Source organism: Reyranella sp., from assembly GCF_965227665.1.
Classification (GTDB): Bacteria; Pseudomonadota; Alphaproteobacteria; order Reyranellales; family Reyranellaceae; genus Reyranella.
On the sequence record NZ_OZ245767.1, the window covers coordinates 456,068 to 470,776 of the forward strand.

The following is a 14,709-nucleotide window of genomic DNA, read 5'->3' on the forward strand; positions in this document are numbered from 1 at the left end:
TTGACCATCGTGATTCACAACGCCGCCATCGTCACTGTCGACGATGCCGACAGCGTCCACTACAACTCAGCGATCGCCATCGAAGGCGACCGCATCGCCGCCATCGGCCCCAGCGCCGACCTGCTGGCGCAATACCCCGCGGCCGAGAAGATCGACGGGACGGCCAAGCTCGTGATGCCGGGCTTCGCCAACATCCACACCCATTTCACGATGACCCTGGCGCGCGGCGTGTTCGAGGACCTGTCGCCCTCGCACAAGCCGCCTTTCTCGGGCGGCCTGTCGCCGATCCCGCTGCCCGACATGACTCCGGACGAGCGCCGCGCCTTCGCGCTGCTGGGCGCGCTGGAGGCGCTGCGCAGCGGCACCACGCACGTGCTCGAGGATTCCAACGACGTCGATCACTATGCGGAGGCTCTGGCCGATACCGGCATGCGCTTCCTGCTGGCCGAGCGCGCCTACGACCGCATCGGCACCTCGATCGGCGATCCCGCGCCCTACCAGCTCGATCGCGCGCTGGGGCAGGGTCACATCAAGAACATCGAGCGAAACCATCGCGACTGGAACGGCAAGGCCGACGGGCGCATGCGCATCGCCATCTCGGCCTGGGCGCCCGACATGTGCTCGCCGGAACTGCTGCAGGACCTGAGCGCGCTGCAGAAGCAGCTCGACACCCGCATCACCATCCATCTCAACCAGATCTGGGGCGAGGTGGCCGCCGTGCGGGCCCATCGCAACCGCCTGCCGACCGAGTATCTCGCCGACCTGGGCTTCCTCAACGACCGCATCATCTGCGCCCATTGCCGCTGCATGGAGCCGTCGGAGGAGAAGCTCTTGGGCGAGGCGAAGGTCAACGTCTCGTTTAACTCGGCCATCGCGGCGCGCCGCGGCCTCAGCCCGCGCATCGCCGATCTGGAAGCCTATGGCTGCAACATCGGCATGGGCTCCGACAACATGGCCGAGGATATGGTCGAGGTGATGCGGACCGGCCTGTTCATGGAGCGCGTTCGCCGGGAGGACGGGCGCGAGCCGACGCCCGAGCGCGCGCTGCGCTGGGCGACGCGCAACGGCTACCGGGCGCTGGGCGTGCCCGACGGCGGCTGGCTGGCGCCCGGCAACAAGGCCGACCTGATCATGGTCGACCTGCAGCGCGCCCATCTGATCCCGGTGCTGCGCGTCGTCTCCGACTTCGTCCACAACGGCCAGGCGCGCGATGTGCAGTCGGTGATGGTCGACGGCAAGTGGGTGATGAAGGATGGCGCCGTGCTGACGATGGACGAGGACAAGATCCTGCGCGACGCCCAGCGCATCGCCAACGAGGCCTGGTCGCGCACCTTCAAGACGCGCTTCAAGCCACCGGCGGGTTTCTCGCCGGACGCGCTGCCGTAAGACCTGTCGTCCTGAGCGCCGCGAAGGACCTGGCCGAACGATCAGAGGACTCCTGAGCGGGCGCGAGATCCTTCGCTTCGCTCAGGATGACAAGAGTCCTGATCGCCCTAATTCAACGCCGCTTGTTGCCGGCGCTCCACTGACCGGCGCTGGCGAAGCGGACGGCTTCTTCGGCGGCATCTACCAGGGCGCGCGCCTTGAGGACGCTCTCTTGGTACTCGGCTTCGAGGTCGGAGTCGGCCACGACGCCGACGCCGGCCTGGACGTACATCGTGTCGTCCTTCACCAGCGCCGTGCGCAGCAGGATGCAGGTGTCCATCGAGCCATTGGCTGCGAAGTAGCCGGCACAGCCGGCATAGATGCCGCGGCGGACCGGCTCGACCTCGTCGATGATCTGCATCGCGCGCACCTTGGGGGCGCCCGAGAGTGTGCCGGCCGGGAAGCCCGCCTTCAGCACGTCGATGGCGTCGAGGCCGTCCTCGATCGTACCCTCGACGTGGCTGCTGATGTGCTGGAGGCGGCTGTACTTCTCGATCGTGAACTGCTCGACCACCCGCACCGTGCCGATCTTGGAGACGCGGCCCACATCGTTGCGCGCCAGGTCGACCAGCATCAGATGCTCGGCGTGCTCCTTGGGATCGGCCAGAAGCTTTTCGGCGAGCTGCTTGTCTTCTTCGGGTGTGGCGCCGCGCCGGATCGTGCCCGCGAGCGGCCGGATGGTGACGGTATCGTCGCGCAACCGGACAAGGATCTCGGGGGAAGAGCCCACGATCTGGAAGTCGCCGTAATCGAAGAAGATCAGGAACGGCGAGGGATTGATGCGGCGCAGCGCCCGGTAGAGCGACAGCGGCGGCAGCTTGAACGGCAGAGAGAAGCGCTGCGACGGCACGATCTGGAAGGCGTCGCCTGCGCGGATGTACTCCTTGCAGGTCTCGACCATCTTCTTGAAATCGTCCTTCGACATGTTGGCCTGCGGCTTGGGCAGGGCGTCGAGGTCGTCGGCGCTGTCGCGGCGGAACGGAAGGGTGCGCTCGAAGTCGGAGACGGCGTCGGCCAGCCGCTCCTGCGCGGCCTCGTAGGCGGCGCGGGCGCTGATACCCGTCTGCGGCCACACCGGTGTGACCAGGGTCACGTTGTCTTCCAGCCGGTCGATGATGCAGATCAGGGTCGGCCGCACCATAATCGCGTCGGGCAGGCCGATCGGATCGGGATTGGTGTCGGGCAGCCGCTCCATGTCGCGGACCATGTCGTAGCCCAGGAAGCCGAACAGGCCCGACGCCATCGGCGGCAGGCCCGCCGGCAGCTCCATCTGGCATTCCTTGATCAGGGCGCGCAGCGTCTCCAGCGGCCGGCCGTCGAGCTTCTCGAAGGCCTGCGAATCGGCCTGGGCGCGGCGGTTGATCTCGGCCTGGCCCTTGCGGCAGCGCCATACGACGTCGGGCTTGAAGCCGATGATCGAATAGCGGCCGCGCACCGAGCCGCCTTCGACCGACTCCAGCAGGAAGGAGTTGGCGCGGCCGTCGGCCAGCTTGATATAGGCCGAGACGGGCGTCTCGAGGTCGGCAACCAGTTTGGTCGAGACAACCTGCGGCGTGCCGGAATCATAGCGCGCCGCGAAGGCGTCGAAGTCGGGCGAGATCGACATGGTTAAGTCTTCTATTGCTGGGTCGCAAAGGTCGCCTGGAAGGCGGCCTCGTCGACGGTCACGCCGTACTTGGCGCGGAGCGCCGCGATGAGCTGCAGGATCAGGTCGTTGGCGACCATCGTGTCGAGCTGCTTGCCGAAGCGGTCCAGCTGATCCTTGTCCTTGGTGAGGTCCGGCGGCTCGACGGACTTGAGCCGGACCAGCACGCTGCCCGAGCCGGTCCGCACGGACTGCGTCTTGTCGGGCGCCAGCTTGAACAGTTCGACCACCACCGGCTGGCTGAGATAGTTGCCGGCATCGGCCTCGAAGCGGGTCACCGGCTTGGCTATGCGCGCCTCCAGCCCGAGTTCCTGGGCGAGCGTGGTGAAGTCGGTGCCGGCATTGGCCTTCTCGACCGCTGCCTTGACCTTCTCGTCGGCCAGCTTGCGGCGTTCCTCGCCCTGCCAGGCCTCGACCACCTTGGCTTCGACCTCGGACAGGGCCGGGGTGCGCGCCGGCGTGATGCGGTCGGTGCGCACGATGAAATATTCGCCGCGCTGCGTCTCCAGCAGCTCGCTCTCCGCACCCTCGCGGGTGGAGAAGGCCGCCTGCATCAGTTCGGAGGCCGCCGGGCCGATCACGACCTGCTTGCCGGCGGCATCCTGGCCGCGCGCATCGACGTTCTCGTAGGTCCGGACCTTCAGGCCGAGATCCTCGGCCGCGGCCTTCATCGACTGGGTCTTGCCCAGAACGCGTTCGAAGTCAGTCACCAGCTTGATCAGGAGGTCCGGCGCCTGCTGCGCCTTCAGGTCCTTTTCGAGCTTCTCCTTGACCTCCTCGAAGGGCACCGACTTGCCGGCCTCGATCTTGTTGACGCGTACGATGTGCCAGCCCAGCGGCGACTGGATCGGCGCCGGCGCGATGCCTTCGGGCAGGCCGAAGATGCCGTCGGCCAGCGGGCCGGGCGGCAGGTCCTTCTTCGTCACCGGACCCAGCTTGATGACGCCGTCGGCGTTGCCGGTCACTTCCTTGGCCGCATCCTCCAGCGACTTGCCGCCTTGCACGGCCGCGATGATCGCCTTGGCCTTGTCCTCGGTGTCGGTCATCGCCTGGTCGACGTCGCGCTTCTCGGGCGTGCCGAACTCGGCGGAGCGCGCTTCGTATTCCTGGCGCAAAGCGTCCGAGGTGACCGCGACTTGGCTCTCCACGTCGTCGACCGTGATCATGACGTAGGAGAAGGCGCGAAACTCCGGGACCTGGAACTTGGCCTTGTTGGCCTCGAAGTAGGTGTTCAGCTGTTCCGGTGTCGGCTTGGGCACGTCCACGACGATCGAGTCGGGCACGTAAATCGTCTCGGCGGTGCGCTTCTCGCTCTCGAGCTTGAAGACGTCGTTGCGCAGCGACACCGGCGCCAGGCCGTCGGCGCGGACGACACCGAACAGCTGGCTGGCGGCGATCTCCCGACGCATGTCGATGACGAACTGGGCCTCGCTGATGCGGGCCTGCTGCAGGCGGTTGCGATAGAGCAGGGGATCGAAGGATCCGCCCGTCCCTTGGAACGCCGGGTTGCGGGCGATGGCGGCGCGGACTTCCTCGTCGCTCACGGTCAGACCGAACTCGCGGACGGCGTAGTCGAGGACGGCGCGCTGGATCGTCTCCTCGAGGGCCCGCACGTGCAGCCCGTAGCGCAGCGCCTGCTCCTGTTCGGGGCGCTGACCGGTCTGGCGCTGGATCGCCTCGAGCTGGCGGTTGAACTGCTCGCGTACCTCGGTCGCATAGACCGGCGCGCCGCCGACCCAGCCGTAGAGGGGCAGCTTGGTGCCGCCAACATGGGCCACTTCGGTGCTGCGGCCGACGGCCTTCAGCATGTCGCCGACGCCCCACAGGCCGAAGCTGATGATCAGCATGCCGAAGAGGATGGAAAGAACGATGAAGCGAGCGTACTTGCGGAACTGATTCACGGGCCGGATGGGGTTCTTGGCGGGGCGCCATGCCTACCACCCGCCCCATGGACAGGCAACCAAGCGGCCTTTGACCGCCAACGCCACCACCTTTAGATACGCCCCAACGGATTGGGCCGAACGGGAAGGGGCATTCGATGGCGCGCACGAGGCGTCCGCTGATCGCGGGCAACTGGAAGATGAACGGCCTGAAGGCCGACGCCCTTGCCCTGGCCAAGGATGTTGCCGCTGGCGTGCAGCAGGCCGGCTGGAGCGATCGCGAGCTGCTCGTGTGCCCCCCGGCGACCCTGGTCGCCGCGATTGTTCACGTAGCCGGCGGAAGCGGCCTGCTGGTCGGCGGCCAGAACTGCCATGCCAAGGCGAACGGTGCCCATACCGGCGACGTGTCTGCTGAGATGCTGAAGGATGCCGGCGCGTCCCACGTCATCGTCGGCCACTCCGAGCGGCGCGCCGATTGCGGCGAGACCGATGCGATCGTGCGGGCCAAGGCCGAGGCGGCCTGGCGCGCCGGGCTGCTGCCGATCGTCTGCATCGGCGAGACGCTGTCCGAGCGCGAGGCGGGGGACACGCTGTCGGTCCTGGAGACCCAGCTCAAGGGCAGCGTTCCGCCGGGCGCGACGGCCGCCAACCTGGTCGTGGCCTATGAACCGGTCTGGGCGATCGGCACCGGCAAGACCCCGACCGTGGCCGAGGTCGCCGCAGCCCACGCGCATATTCGCAAGGTGCTGGGCGGCCTGACGAGCGAAGCGGCCGGGGTCCGGCTGCTCTATGGCGGGTCGGTGAAGGGCAGCAATGCCGCCGAGCTCCTGGCCGCGGGCGACGTGGACGGCGCCCTCGTGGGCGGGGCGAGCCTCAACGCCGCGGAATTTTTGGCTATCGCCAAGGCGGCCTAAAGGGGCTAGAAGCGCCCGCTTGCGAAGATGCCCTTCTAGCGCTGGACAAAAATGGACGCCGTAAGACACTTCCTCCACGAATGGCGCCTCGTGCTGCTCGTCATCCATGTCGGTGTGACCAGCGCGATGATCGTCGTGATCCTCCTGCAACGCAGCGAGGGCGGTGGTCTCGGCATGGGCGGCCGGTCGGACGCGCTCTTCTCCGTCCGCGGCCAGGCCAACATCCTGTCGCGGATGACCGCGATCTTCGCGACCATCTTCTTCGTGCTGAGCCTGGTTATGGCCTGGAGCATGACAGACCCGATGCGCGCCTCGCGGTCCATCATGGATCGCGTGCCCGTGGGATCGGGCGCGCCCGCGGCTCCTGCGGCGCCGGGAGGCATGACGCCTGCGGCGCCGGGCACTCCGGCGCAACCCGCCGCTCCCACCCGCTAAGGGACCAACATGAAACCAGCTTCCTCCCCCCGCCGAATTGTCTCCGGCGGGGCGAAATCCCCATGGCTGCGCTCCACAAGCGCTTGTATGCTGTAAGCCCATGACGCGCTTTATTTTCATAACGGGCGGCGTGGTTTCCTCGCTGGGCAAGGGGCTTTCTTCGGCGGCACTCGGTGCCCTGCTGCAGGCCCGCGGCTACAAGGTCCGCCTGCGCAAGCTCGATCCCTACCTCAACGTCGATCCGGGGACGATGAGCCCCTATCAGCACGGCGAGGTCTTCGTGACCGACGACGGGGCCGAGACCGACCTCGACCTCGGCCACTACGAGCGCTTCACCGGTGTCGATGCCCGGCAGAGCGATAACATCACCACGGGGCGCATCTACTCGACCGTGATCGCCAAGGAGCGGCGGGGCGAGTATCTCGGCGCAACCGTCCAGGTGATTCCGCACGTCACCGACGCCATCAAGGACTTCGTCCTGGCCGACACCGACAAGGAGGACTTCGTCCTCGTCGAGGTGGGCGGCACGGTGGGCGACATCGAGAGCCTGCCGTTCCTCGAGGCGATCCGCCAGGTCGGCAACGAGCTCGGCCGCGAGCGCACGATGTACGTGCATCTCACCCTGTTGCCGTGGGTTCCGACGGCGGGCGAACTCAAGACCAAGCCGACCCAGCACTCGGTCAAGGAATTGCTGAGCGTCGGCATCCAGCCCGACCTGTTGGTCTGCCGCAGCGGCGACAAGGAGATCCCGCAGAACGAGCAGCGCAAGATCGCCCTGTTCTGCAACGTGAAGCCCGAGCGGGTGATCGAGGCGCGTGACGTCGACACGATCTACCAGGTGCCGATCGCCTATCACGAGCGTGGGTTCGACCGCGAGGTCTGCCGCTATTTCGGCCTGCCGGCGGAGGAGGAGCCCAACCTCGATCGCTGGCGCGGCATCGTGCGTTCGGTGCGCGAGCCCGAGGGCAAGGTGACGATCGCGGTGGTCGGCAAGTACACGGTGCTGCTCGACGCCTACAAGTCGCTGTCGGAAGCGCTGACGCATGGCGGCTTCGGCAGCAACGTGAAGGTCGCGCTGGAGTGGATGGACTCGGAGATCTTCGAGCGCGACGATGCCGTCACCCGCCTCGAGCATGTCCACGGTATCCTGGTCCCGGGCGGCTTCGGCGAACGCGGCACCGAGGGCAAGATCCATGCGGTCAAGTTCGCCCGCGAGCGCAAGGTCCCGTTCTTCGGCATCTGCTTCGGCATGCAGATGGCGGTGATCGAGGCGGCGCGGAACCTTCTGGGCATCGAGACGGCCTCGTCGAGCGAGTTCGGCCCGACCGATCATGCCGTCGTGGGCCTGATGACGGAGTGGATGAAGGGCAACCAGCTCGAGAAGCGGGCGGCGGACGGCGACCTGGGCGGCACGATGCGGCTCGGCGCTTACCCGGCGCATCTGCGACCCGGCACCAAGGTCCACGAGATCTACGGGCAGGACGTGATCAGCGAGCGCCATCGCCATCGCTACGAGGTCAACGTCCACTACAAGGACCGGCTGGAGCAGGTGGGGCTGCGCTTTTCGGGCATGTCGCCGGACGGCATCCTGCCGGAAATCGTCGAGATTCCGGACCATCCCTGGTTCATCGGCGTGCAGTTCCATCCCGAGCTGAAGTCGCGTCCGTTCGCGCCGCATCCGCTGTTCACCTCGTTCATCGGGGCGGCGAAGACACAGAGTCGCCTCGTCTAAGGAAGGGCGGGGCCGCGGGCGGGTCGCATTTCCGTCACCTTTTTCAGGTGAATTCGCTGCCATGTACCGAATTGCCGCCTCTGTCCTGCTCGCCATCGTCTCGCTCGGTCCGGTCCTGGGCTCGACCGCCTGGGCACAGTCCTACGGCAAGGCCGAACGGCGCGACCCCATCTTCCTGCGCTTCGCCGAGATGGCGAACCGCTACTGGGTGAACAGCGAGACGAACTCGGCCAGCCACAAGGTCGTGGCGATCCCGATGCCGAAGCAATGCGCCTTCCTCTATGCGGATGCCTATACGCGCGGCCAGCAGAGCGAGCGCGAGGTCCAGGACATCGCGGTGTCGAACTGCAACCGGCGGCTGGCCGAGCTTGGTCCCCTGGGCGAGAATTACGGCGTCGACTGCCGCTGCCAGGTCGTGATCAGCGACGAGCAATACGTGGTTCCCAAGTCGTCGATGCCGGACGATGCCTATGGCCCGACCTCGATCTTCTATCGCGACGATCGCGGCAACGTCGCGCGGCTGAACGGTCTGGTGCGCTACGGCGCGCTGATCGGCCGGGACCGTTCCGTCACCTTCACCGTCGAAAATCCGCGCGGCGAGCAGGTGTGTACCGGCACGATGACCAACGAGAATCCCGGCAGCGGTCAGTTCTCGCTCTCCTGCTTCGGCGGCAAGTTCGCCGGCCGGGGGACCTACGAAAACAGGACCGGCGCGCCCAACGACCACATCATCGCCCGCGGCCAGACCGGCCGCGGCCAGCCGGTGACGATGGTGATCGGCCTGCCGGCTCAGCTCGCCGCCAACACCTATGGCAGCCTCTGACATGCGGCTCGCGGCCGGCGTGGTCTCGTTGGCGCTCCTGATGCCCGCGCTCGGATGGGCTCAGAGCGCGAGCGAAGTCGAGCGTTGCTTCCAGAACCCCGGCGCCTGCGCGAACGGCGGGGCCGGCGGTGCGGCGGGACGGGGAGCCCCGGCGCCGGCTCCACCGCCCGCGCCGGTCGCGGCACGCCCGGCGCCGGCACCCGACTATGCGACCGTCCTCAACAGCCCGGATCCGGACCGCCGGAAGATCCAGGAATCGCTGCGCACGCTCGACAAATACAATGGGCCGATCGACGGCAATCTGCAGTCCGAAGCCACTGTGAAGGCGATCGCCGACTGGCAGAAGGGCCGCAACACGCCGGCGGTGGGCAAGCTGACACCGCAGGAAGCGGCGCAGCTCAATGCCGAGGCCGCCCGCGCGCCGATCCGGCGACTCGAATCGCCGCCACCGCAGACCGCCGCGCCGGTCCCTCTGCAGCCGCCCCAGCCCAGCAACGCCGACACGCTGAAGGCCCTGCAGGCGAAGCTCGCCGAGCGCCGCAAGGCCGCGGAGCCCAAGGCGAATGCGGCCGCGCAGGCCCTCGTGCGCGACCTCAAGGCCTATGTCGCGGCCGACGGCAAGGGCGTTGCGGGAGACCAGTTCGCGGCCTTCGCCAAGTGGTACGCCGACAACAAGGCGGCCGGCCGCACGGTCGGCGAGATCGCGCCGGTGATCGACGACTACGGCGACGCCAAGGCCGGCGCCGCGACCACGACCGAAGTGAAGTTCGAAACCAAGCAGGGCGACACGAGCTTCGGTCAGTGCCTGGTCTTCGCCTGGATCGAATCAAGCCCGCGCAAGAACCCGCAGGCCTTCACCTGCGACGACGTCGCCGCGGTCGAGAAGTGGAAGACCGACCAGGCGCTGAAGAGCGCCTGGCGCTGATCCACACGACGGCTCTCTTGTCATCCTGAGCGAAGCGCAGAATCTGGCGTTCGCTCAGGAGTTCTGTGATCGCTCCGCAAGGTCCTTCGCGGTGCTCAGAGCCGGAAATGAATTGAATCGATTCAAGCACTTACCTCATCCTGAGGAGCCGCGCCTTGCGCGGCGTCTCGAAGGATGGGCAACAGGCAAGGTGCGCGTCCCCCTCTTCGAGACGAATCGCTGAGTTTACCCTGAGGTAACTCGAGGGGCGATGCTCCTCAGGGTGAGGCTATCGGGGCTATTCATAGCCTGTTGTTTTAGCTGCATTCATTTCCGGCCAGCCTCTCAGGACGACATTGATCTCATTGGCGCGCGCGCTCCAGATAGCTCTCGAACACGCCGACATGCACGAAGGCCGGGTCGGCTGAGTCGGACCACAGGTCGCGTGCGTCGAAGCGGACGTCGTAGGTCGGTTCGTCTTCGGCCTCGATCCCGTGACCGTGGGCGTCGGGGAACGGGTAGGGCGGGGACACGCCGACCACCACGCCGCTCTTGCCGCGGATATAGCCCGGCATGCGGACATGGCCCGGCACGTAGTCGGTCTTCACCGTGACCTTGTCGCCGACTTTCAGCGTCTCGCGCGTGGCGACGTTGCTGCGGCCGGGCGCGCTCGGCGAGGAAAGGGGGAAGGCACCCTGGGCGCGGCGCTCCAGTTCCTCCTGGGTGAGGATGCCCTTCTCGACGCAGAGCGTGGCGAGGCTCGTCAGCGAGCGCTCGTAGTAGCTGGCCGACAGATAGTGGCGCGGCTCCATGCGCTCGATGGCGTGGCGGTACTCGTCCATGTTGAAGATGCCGAGCTTCACCGCCAGTGAATAGAGCGCGTTGACCCGCTTCTCCCACGGCTCGTGGAAGGTCTGGGCGCGGAGCGAATAGCGGACCCGGCCGAAGCCCTGCTTGCCGCCGAGATCGTGCATGCCGTCCATGGTATTTCTCCGGTCCTAGAGGCGCGAGACGCCGATCATCGAGTCCTTGGTGACCAGCCCGGCAAGCTTCTCCTCGGACCAGCCCTCGGTGCCCTCCGGGCGCACCGGGAGCACCATGTAGCGCGTGTCGGCGGTCGTATCCCACACCCGGACTTCCATCTCGGCCGGCAGGTCGAGGCCCATCTCCTTCAGCACGGTGCGCGACTGGCGCACGATGCGGGCGCGATACTCCAGGTCCTTGTACCAGTCCGGCGGCAGGCCGATGATCGAGAAGGCGGTGCACGAGCAGAGCGTGCAGCAGATCACGTTATGGACGCTCGGTGTGTTCTCCAGCACGACCAGGTGCCGGTGATGCGGCGGCATCGAGAGACCGAGCTCGGTCACGGCCTCTCGGCCGTTGGCGAACAGGCGCTCGCGGAAGGCGGGATCGGTCCAGGCCTTGGCGACCACCCGTGCGCCGTTCTCCGGCACCCATTCCTCCTCGGCGAGATGCTTGAACTCGCGGATGAAGTTGGCGGGCTCCATGCCGCGCTCTTCGAACGCGGCCTCGATGGCATCGGTCCGGGCTTCGACGGACGCGGTGGCCTGATGGTGATGGGTCTGGTCGGGCATTGTTTTCTCCCAGGCGGCGGCGATTTTCGCCGGGAAGTATAGGAAGCGCGCGCCATCGCGTCACTTGCTCCCCGCCGCCCACGCGGGCTAGACAGGCCGCGCCCAACAGGAGTTTTTCTCATGAGCGCCATCGCCGAAGTACGCGGCCGCGAAATCCTCGACAGCCGTGGCAATCCCACCGTCGAGGTCGAAGTCGAACTCGACAGCGGCGCGACGGGCCGTGCGGCCGTCCCGTCCGGCGCCTCGACCGGCGCGCACGAGGCGGTCGAGCTGCGCGACGGCGACAAGAAGCGCTACGGCGGCAAGGGCGTCCTGAAGGCGGTCGCCGCGGTCAACGGCGAGATCATGGACCTGCTGTCCGGCCTCGATGCGCTGGAGCAGATCAAGATCGACCGCGCCCTGATCGAGCTCGACGGCACCCCGAACAAGGGCCGCCTCGGCGCCAACGCGATCCTCGGCGCCTCGCTCGCTGTCGCCAAGGCCGCGGCGATGGACAGCGGCCTGCCGCTCTACCGCTATGTCGGCGGCAGCCAGGCTTCGGTGCTGCCGGTGCCGATGATGAACATCATCAACGGCGGCGCCCATGCCGACAATCCGATCGACATCCAGGAATTCATGATCATGCCGGTGAAGGCCGACCGCTTCGCCGATGCGCTGCGCATGGGCTCGGAGGTCTTCCACGCACTGCGCGGCCAGCTCCACGACGCCGGGCACAACACCAACGTAGGCGACGAGGGTGGCTTCGCGCCGAACCTCGCCACCGCCGACGAGGCGCTGTCCTTCGTCATGAAGGCGATCGAGAAGGCCGGCTACAAGCCCGGCGAGGACGTGATGCTGGCGCTCGATCCGGCCTCGACCGAGTTCTTCAAGAAGGGCAAGTACGAGATGGAGGGCGAGGGCAAGTCGTTCGATGCCGCCGGCATGGTCGACTACTACGCCGATCTCGTGAAGCGCTACCCGATCGTGTCGATCGAGGACGGCATGGCCGAGGACGACATGGCGGGATGGAAGGCCATCACCGACAAGCTCGGCAAGAAGATCCAGCTGGTGGGCGACGACCTGTTCGTCACCAACCCGAAGCGGCTCGAGCAGGGCATCAAGGACGGGCTCGCCAACGCGATCCTGGTCAAGGTCAACCAGATCGGCACGCTCACCGAGACGATGGAAGCCGTGTCCATGGCGCGCAACGCCAGCTACGGCGCCGTCATGTCCCACCGCTCGGGCGAGACCGAGGACGCGACCATCGCCGACCTCGCCGTCGCCACCAACTGCGGCCAGATCAAGACCGGCTCGCTGTCGCGCTCGGACCGCCTGGCCAAGTACAACCAGCTCCTGCGCATCGAGGAGCAGCTCGGCACCCAGGCCCGCTACGCCGGGACGTCGATCCTGCGCGGCTGAGCCGTAACCAATCGAGACGATCAAGGGTCGCTGCGGCGGCCCTTTTTCATGTCGGCCAGGGTGGCCGTTAGTTGACGAAGGCAATCAATTGATTGACGATGGCAACTATTCTGGAGGTTGCCATGGCAGCATCGTCGCTCGCATCCCGCATCGAGGCGGTCCGCCGTTTCTCGCGTTTCTATACCCGCCGCATCGGCGTGCTCGAGGAAACGCTGCTGCACAGTCCGTTCACGCTCCCCGAGGGGCGGCTGGTCTACGAAATCGCCAATCGCGACCGCCCGACGGCGCAGGAGCTGTGCCGCGATCTCGCTCTCGATCCGGGCTATGTCAGCCGCCTGCTGAAGGGGCTGGAGAGGAGGGGCTGTCTCGCCCGGACGCGCAGCCAGCAGGACAAGCGCGAGACGCAGCTCGCGCTCACGGCCAAGGGCCAGCAGCTCTGGGCGGCCATGAACGAGCAGTCGCGCCAGGACATCGCCAAACTGCTGGCCGAACTGCCGGTCGAGCGGCAGGACAGACTGGTCAAGGCGCTGGAGACGGTGGAGAGGCTGCTCGACGAGCCGCCGGAGAAGCGCACGCCGTTCACGCTGCGGCCGCACCAGCCCGGCGACATGGGCTGGATCATCCGCCGCCAGACCCAGCTCTATGCCGACGAGCACGGTTGGGACGGCAGCTTCGAGGCCATGCTCGCGGAGATTTCCGCCAAGTTCATCCGCAAGTTCGATCCCAAGTCGGACAATTGCTGGATCGCCGAACGCAACGGCGAGATCGTGGGATCGGTCTTCCTGGTTCGGGCGGGCAAGGTCACGGGGCAACTCCGCATGCTCTATGTCGAGCCGACGGCGCGCGGCCTGGGCATCGGCCAGAGCCTGGTCGCGGCCTGCATCGCGGACGCCCGCGCCAAGGGCTACCGGAAGCTGATGCTGTGGACCAACGACATCCTGGTCTCGGCGCGCAAGATCTACATCGCCGCCGGCTTCCGGCTGATCAAGGAAGAGAAGCACGAGAGTTTCGGCAAGAAGCTGGTCGGGCAGTTCTGGAATCTCGACCTGTGAAGCAGCCCGGCCCGCTCTGGGCCGCGGCCGGAACCGGCATCCAGGTCGGTGCCGCCATGGTGGCGACGCGCTACGTCGTCGATGCTGCGGGGCCGGGGTCGCTCGGCTTCCTGCGCTATCTGGTCGGGCTGATCTGCCTGGTGCCGGCCCTGTGGCTGCGGCCGTGGCAGGGCATCGCCGGCCGCGATCTCCTGCCGATTGGCCTGCTGGGCATCGGACAGTTCGCCGCGCTGATGGTTCTGCTGAACTACTCGCTGCTGCACATCCCGGCCGCGCGCGCGTCGCTGCTGTTCTCGACCTTTCCGCTGATGACCATGATCCTGTCGGCGCTGCTCGGCCGCGAGCGATTCACGCTGGCGAAGGTCGGCGGCTCGCTGCTCACCTTTGCGGGCGTGGCGATCGCGCTCGGCGGCGCCGCGATGACGGCGCAGCCGGACCAGGGATCGGTCTGGCTGGGGACGCTGTCGGCGCTCGGTGCGGCCCTCTGCGGCGCCGTCTGCTCGCTCTTCTATGCGCCCTATGTCGCGCGCAGCTCGGCGCTGCACGTGACCGCCTTCGCCATGTTCGTGGCGGTCCTGGCGCTCGCCGGCATCGCCGGGGCCGAGGGCTTCTTCGCCACCTGGCCCTCGTTCACGGCCGGCGAGGCGACCGCCATCGCCTTCATCGGCCTGTCGAGCGGCGTCGGCTTCTTCCTCTGGGTCTATGCGCTGGGCAATGCCCCGCCGAGCCAGGTGACGCTCTTCCTCGGTCTCGGTCCGGTGACCGCGGCCCTGGGCGGCACGGCGCTTCTGGGCGAGCCCTTGCCCGTGGCCGCCCTGCTGGGGCTCGGCTGTGTCCTGGCGGGCCTGTGGTGGGCGCTGAAGCCCGCCCAGCGGGCCGCATAAACGAAACAAACGAAATAACCGA

13 protein-coding genes are annotated in these 14,709 nt (G+C 67.2%); 9 read left to right on the plus strand and 4 right to left on the minus strand.

Annotated elements, in window-relative coordinates:
- The first annotated feature begins 9 nt into the window (after window positions 1-9).
- Entirely contained in the window at window positions 10-1,386 is a 1,377-nt protein-coding gene (locus ACO07I_RS02240; RefSeq protein WP_422018404.1) for an amidohydrolase family protein, read from the plus strand.
- A gap of 112 nt (window positions 1,387-1,498) precedes the next feature.
- Here ACO07I_RS02240 and trpE read toward each other — a convergent pair whose 3' ends face one another.
- Both trpE and ACO07I_RS02250 read right to left on the minus strand, forming a co-directional pair.
- Window positions 1,499-3,031 (minus strand): anthranilate synthase component I, encoded by a 1,533-nt coding sequence (gene trpE, locus ACO07I_RS02245; RefSeq protein ID WP_422013879.1) that lies wholly within the window; start codon window positions 3,029-3,031, stop codon window positions 1,499-1,501.
- Window positions 3,032-3,042: 11 nt separating this feature from the next.
- Window positions 3,043-4,971, minus strand: coding sequence for a peptidyl-prolyl cis-trans isomerase (locus ACO07I_RS02250; protein ID WP_422013881.1), 1,929 nt, complete (start codon window positions 4,969-4,971; stop codon window positions 3,043-3,045).
- Between the two features lie 137 nt (window positions 4,972-5,108).
- On the opposite strand from ACO07I_RS02250, the gene tpiA reads away from it, so the two are divergent.
- From tpiA to ACO07I_RS02275, 5 genes are all read left to right on the plus strand, one after another.
- Window positions 5,109-5,864: a triose-phosphate isomerase gene (gene tpiA, locus ACO07I_RS02255; RefSeq protein ID WP_422013883.1), complete on the plus strand. Its 756-nt coding sequence runs from the start codon at window positions 5,109-5,111 to the stop codon at window positions 5,862-5,864.
- Between the two features lie 51 nt (window positions 5,865-5,915).
- Entirely contained in the window at window positions 5,916-6,299 is a 384-nt protein-coding gene (gene secG, locus ACO07I_RS02260; RefSeq protein WP_422013885.1) for a preprotein translocase subunit SecG, read from the plus strand.
- A 100-nt stretch (window positions 6,300-6,399) separates the two neighbouring features.
- Window positions 6,400-8,031, plus strand: coding sequence for a CTP synthase (locus ACO07I_RS02265; RefSeq protein ID WP_422013887.1), 1,632 nt, complete (start codon window positions 6,400-6,402; stop codon window positions 8,029-8,031).
- Between the two features lie 61 nt (window positions 8,032-8,092).
- On the plus strand, window positions 8,093-8,854 hold the full coding sequence (locus tag ACO07I_RS02270; protein WP_422013889.1) for a hypothetical protein: 762 nt from the start codon (window positions 8,093-8,095) through the stop codon (window positions 8,852-8,854).
- Window position 8,855: 1 nt separating this feature from the next.
- On the plus strand, window positions 8,856-9,779 hold the full coding sequence (locus tag ACO07I_RS02275) for a peptidoglycan-binding domain-containing protein (protein ID WP_422013891.1): 924 nt from the start codon (window positions 8,856-8,858) through the stop codon (window positions 9,777-9,779).
- A 341-nt stretch (window positions 9,780-10,120) separates the two neighbouring features.
- Here ACO07I_RS02275 and nthB read toward each other — a convergent pair whose 3' ends face one another.
- On the minus strand, window positions 10,121-10,741 hold the full coding sequence (gene nthB / locus ACO07I_RS02280; RefSeq protein WP_422013893.1) for a nitrile hydratase subunit beta: 621 nt from the start codon (window positions 10,739-10,741) through the stop codon (window positions 10,121-10,123).
- A gap of 15 nt (window positions 10,742-10,756) precedes the next feature.
- The gene (gene nthA, locus ACO07I_RS02285) at window positions 10,757-11,353 is read right to left on the minus strand and encodes a nitrile hydratase subunit alpha (RefSeq protein WP_422013895.1); all 597 of its coding nucleotides are present in this window, start codon (window positions 11,351-11,353) and stop codon (window positions 10,757-10,759) included.
- A 120-nt stretch (window positions 11,354-11,473) separates the two neighbouring features.
- On the opposite strand from nthA, the gene eno reads away from it, so the two are divergent.
- From eno to ACO07I_RS02300, 3 genes are all read left to right on the plus strand, one after another.
- Complete coding sequence (gene eno, locus ACO07I_RS02290; RefSeq protein ID WP_422013897.1) at window positions 11,474-12,751, plus strand: phosphopyruvate hydratase; 1,278 nt, start codon at window positions 11,474-11,476, stop codon at window positions 12,749-12,751.
- Window positions 12,752-12,873: 122 nt separating this feature from the next.
- Window positions 12,874-13,803 carry a bifunctional helix-turn-helix transcriptional regulator/GNAT family N-acetyltransferase gene (locus ACO07I_RS02295; RefSeq protein WP_422013899.1) on the plus strand — a complete coding sequence of 310 codons (930 nt, stop codon included), beginning with the start codon at window positions 12,874-12,876 and terminating at the stop codon, window positions 13,801-13,803.
- The gene (locus tag ACO07I_RS02300; RefSeq protein ID WP_422013901.1) at window positions 13,800-14,687 is read left to right on the plus strand and encodes a DMT family transporter; all 888 of its coding nucleotides are present in this window, start codon (window positions 13,800-13,802) and stop codon (window positions 14,685-14,687) included. The genes ACO07I_RS02295 and ACO07I_RS02300 overlap by 4 nt, the downstream gene beginning before the upstream one ends.
- The last annotated feature ends 22 nt before the right edge of the window (window positions 14,688-14,709 follow it).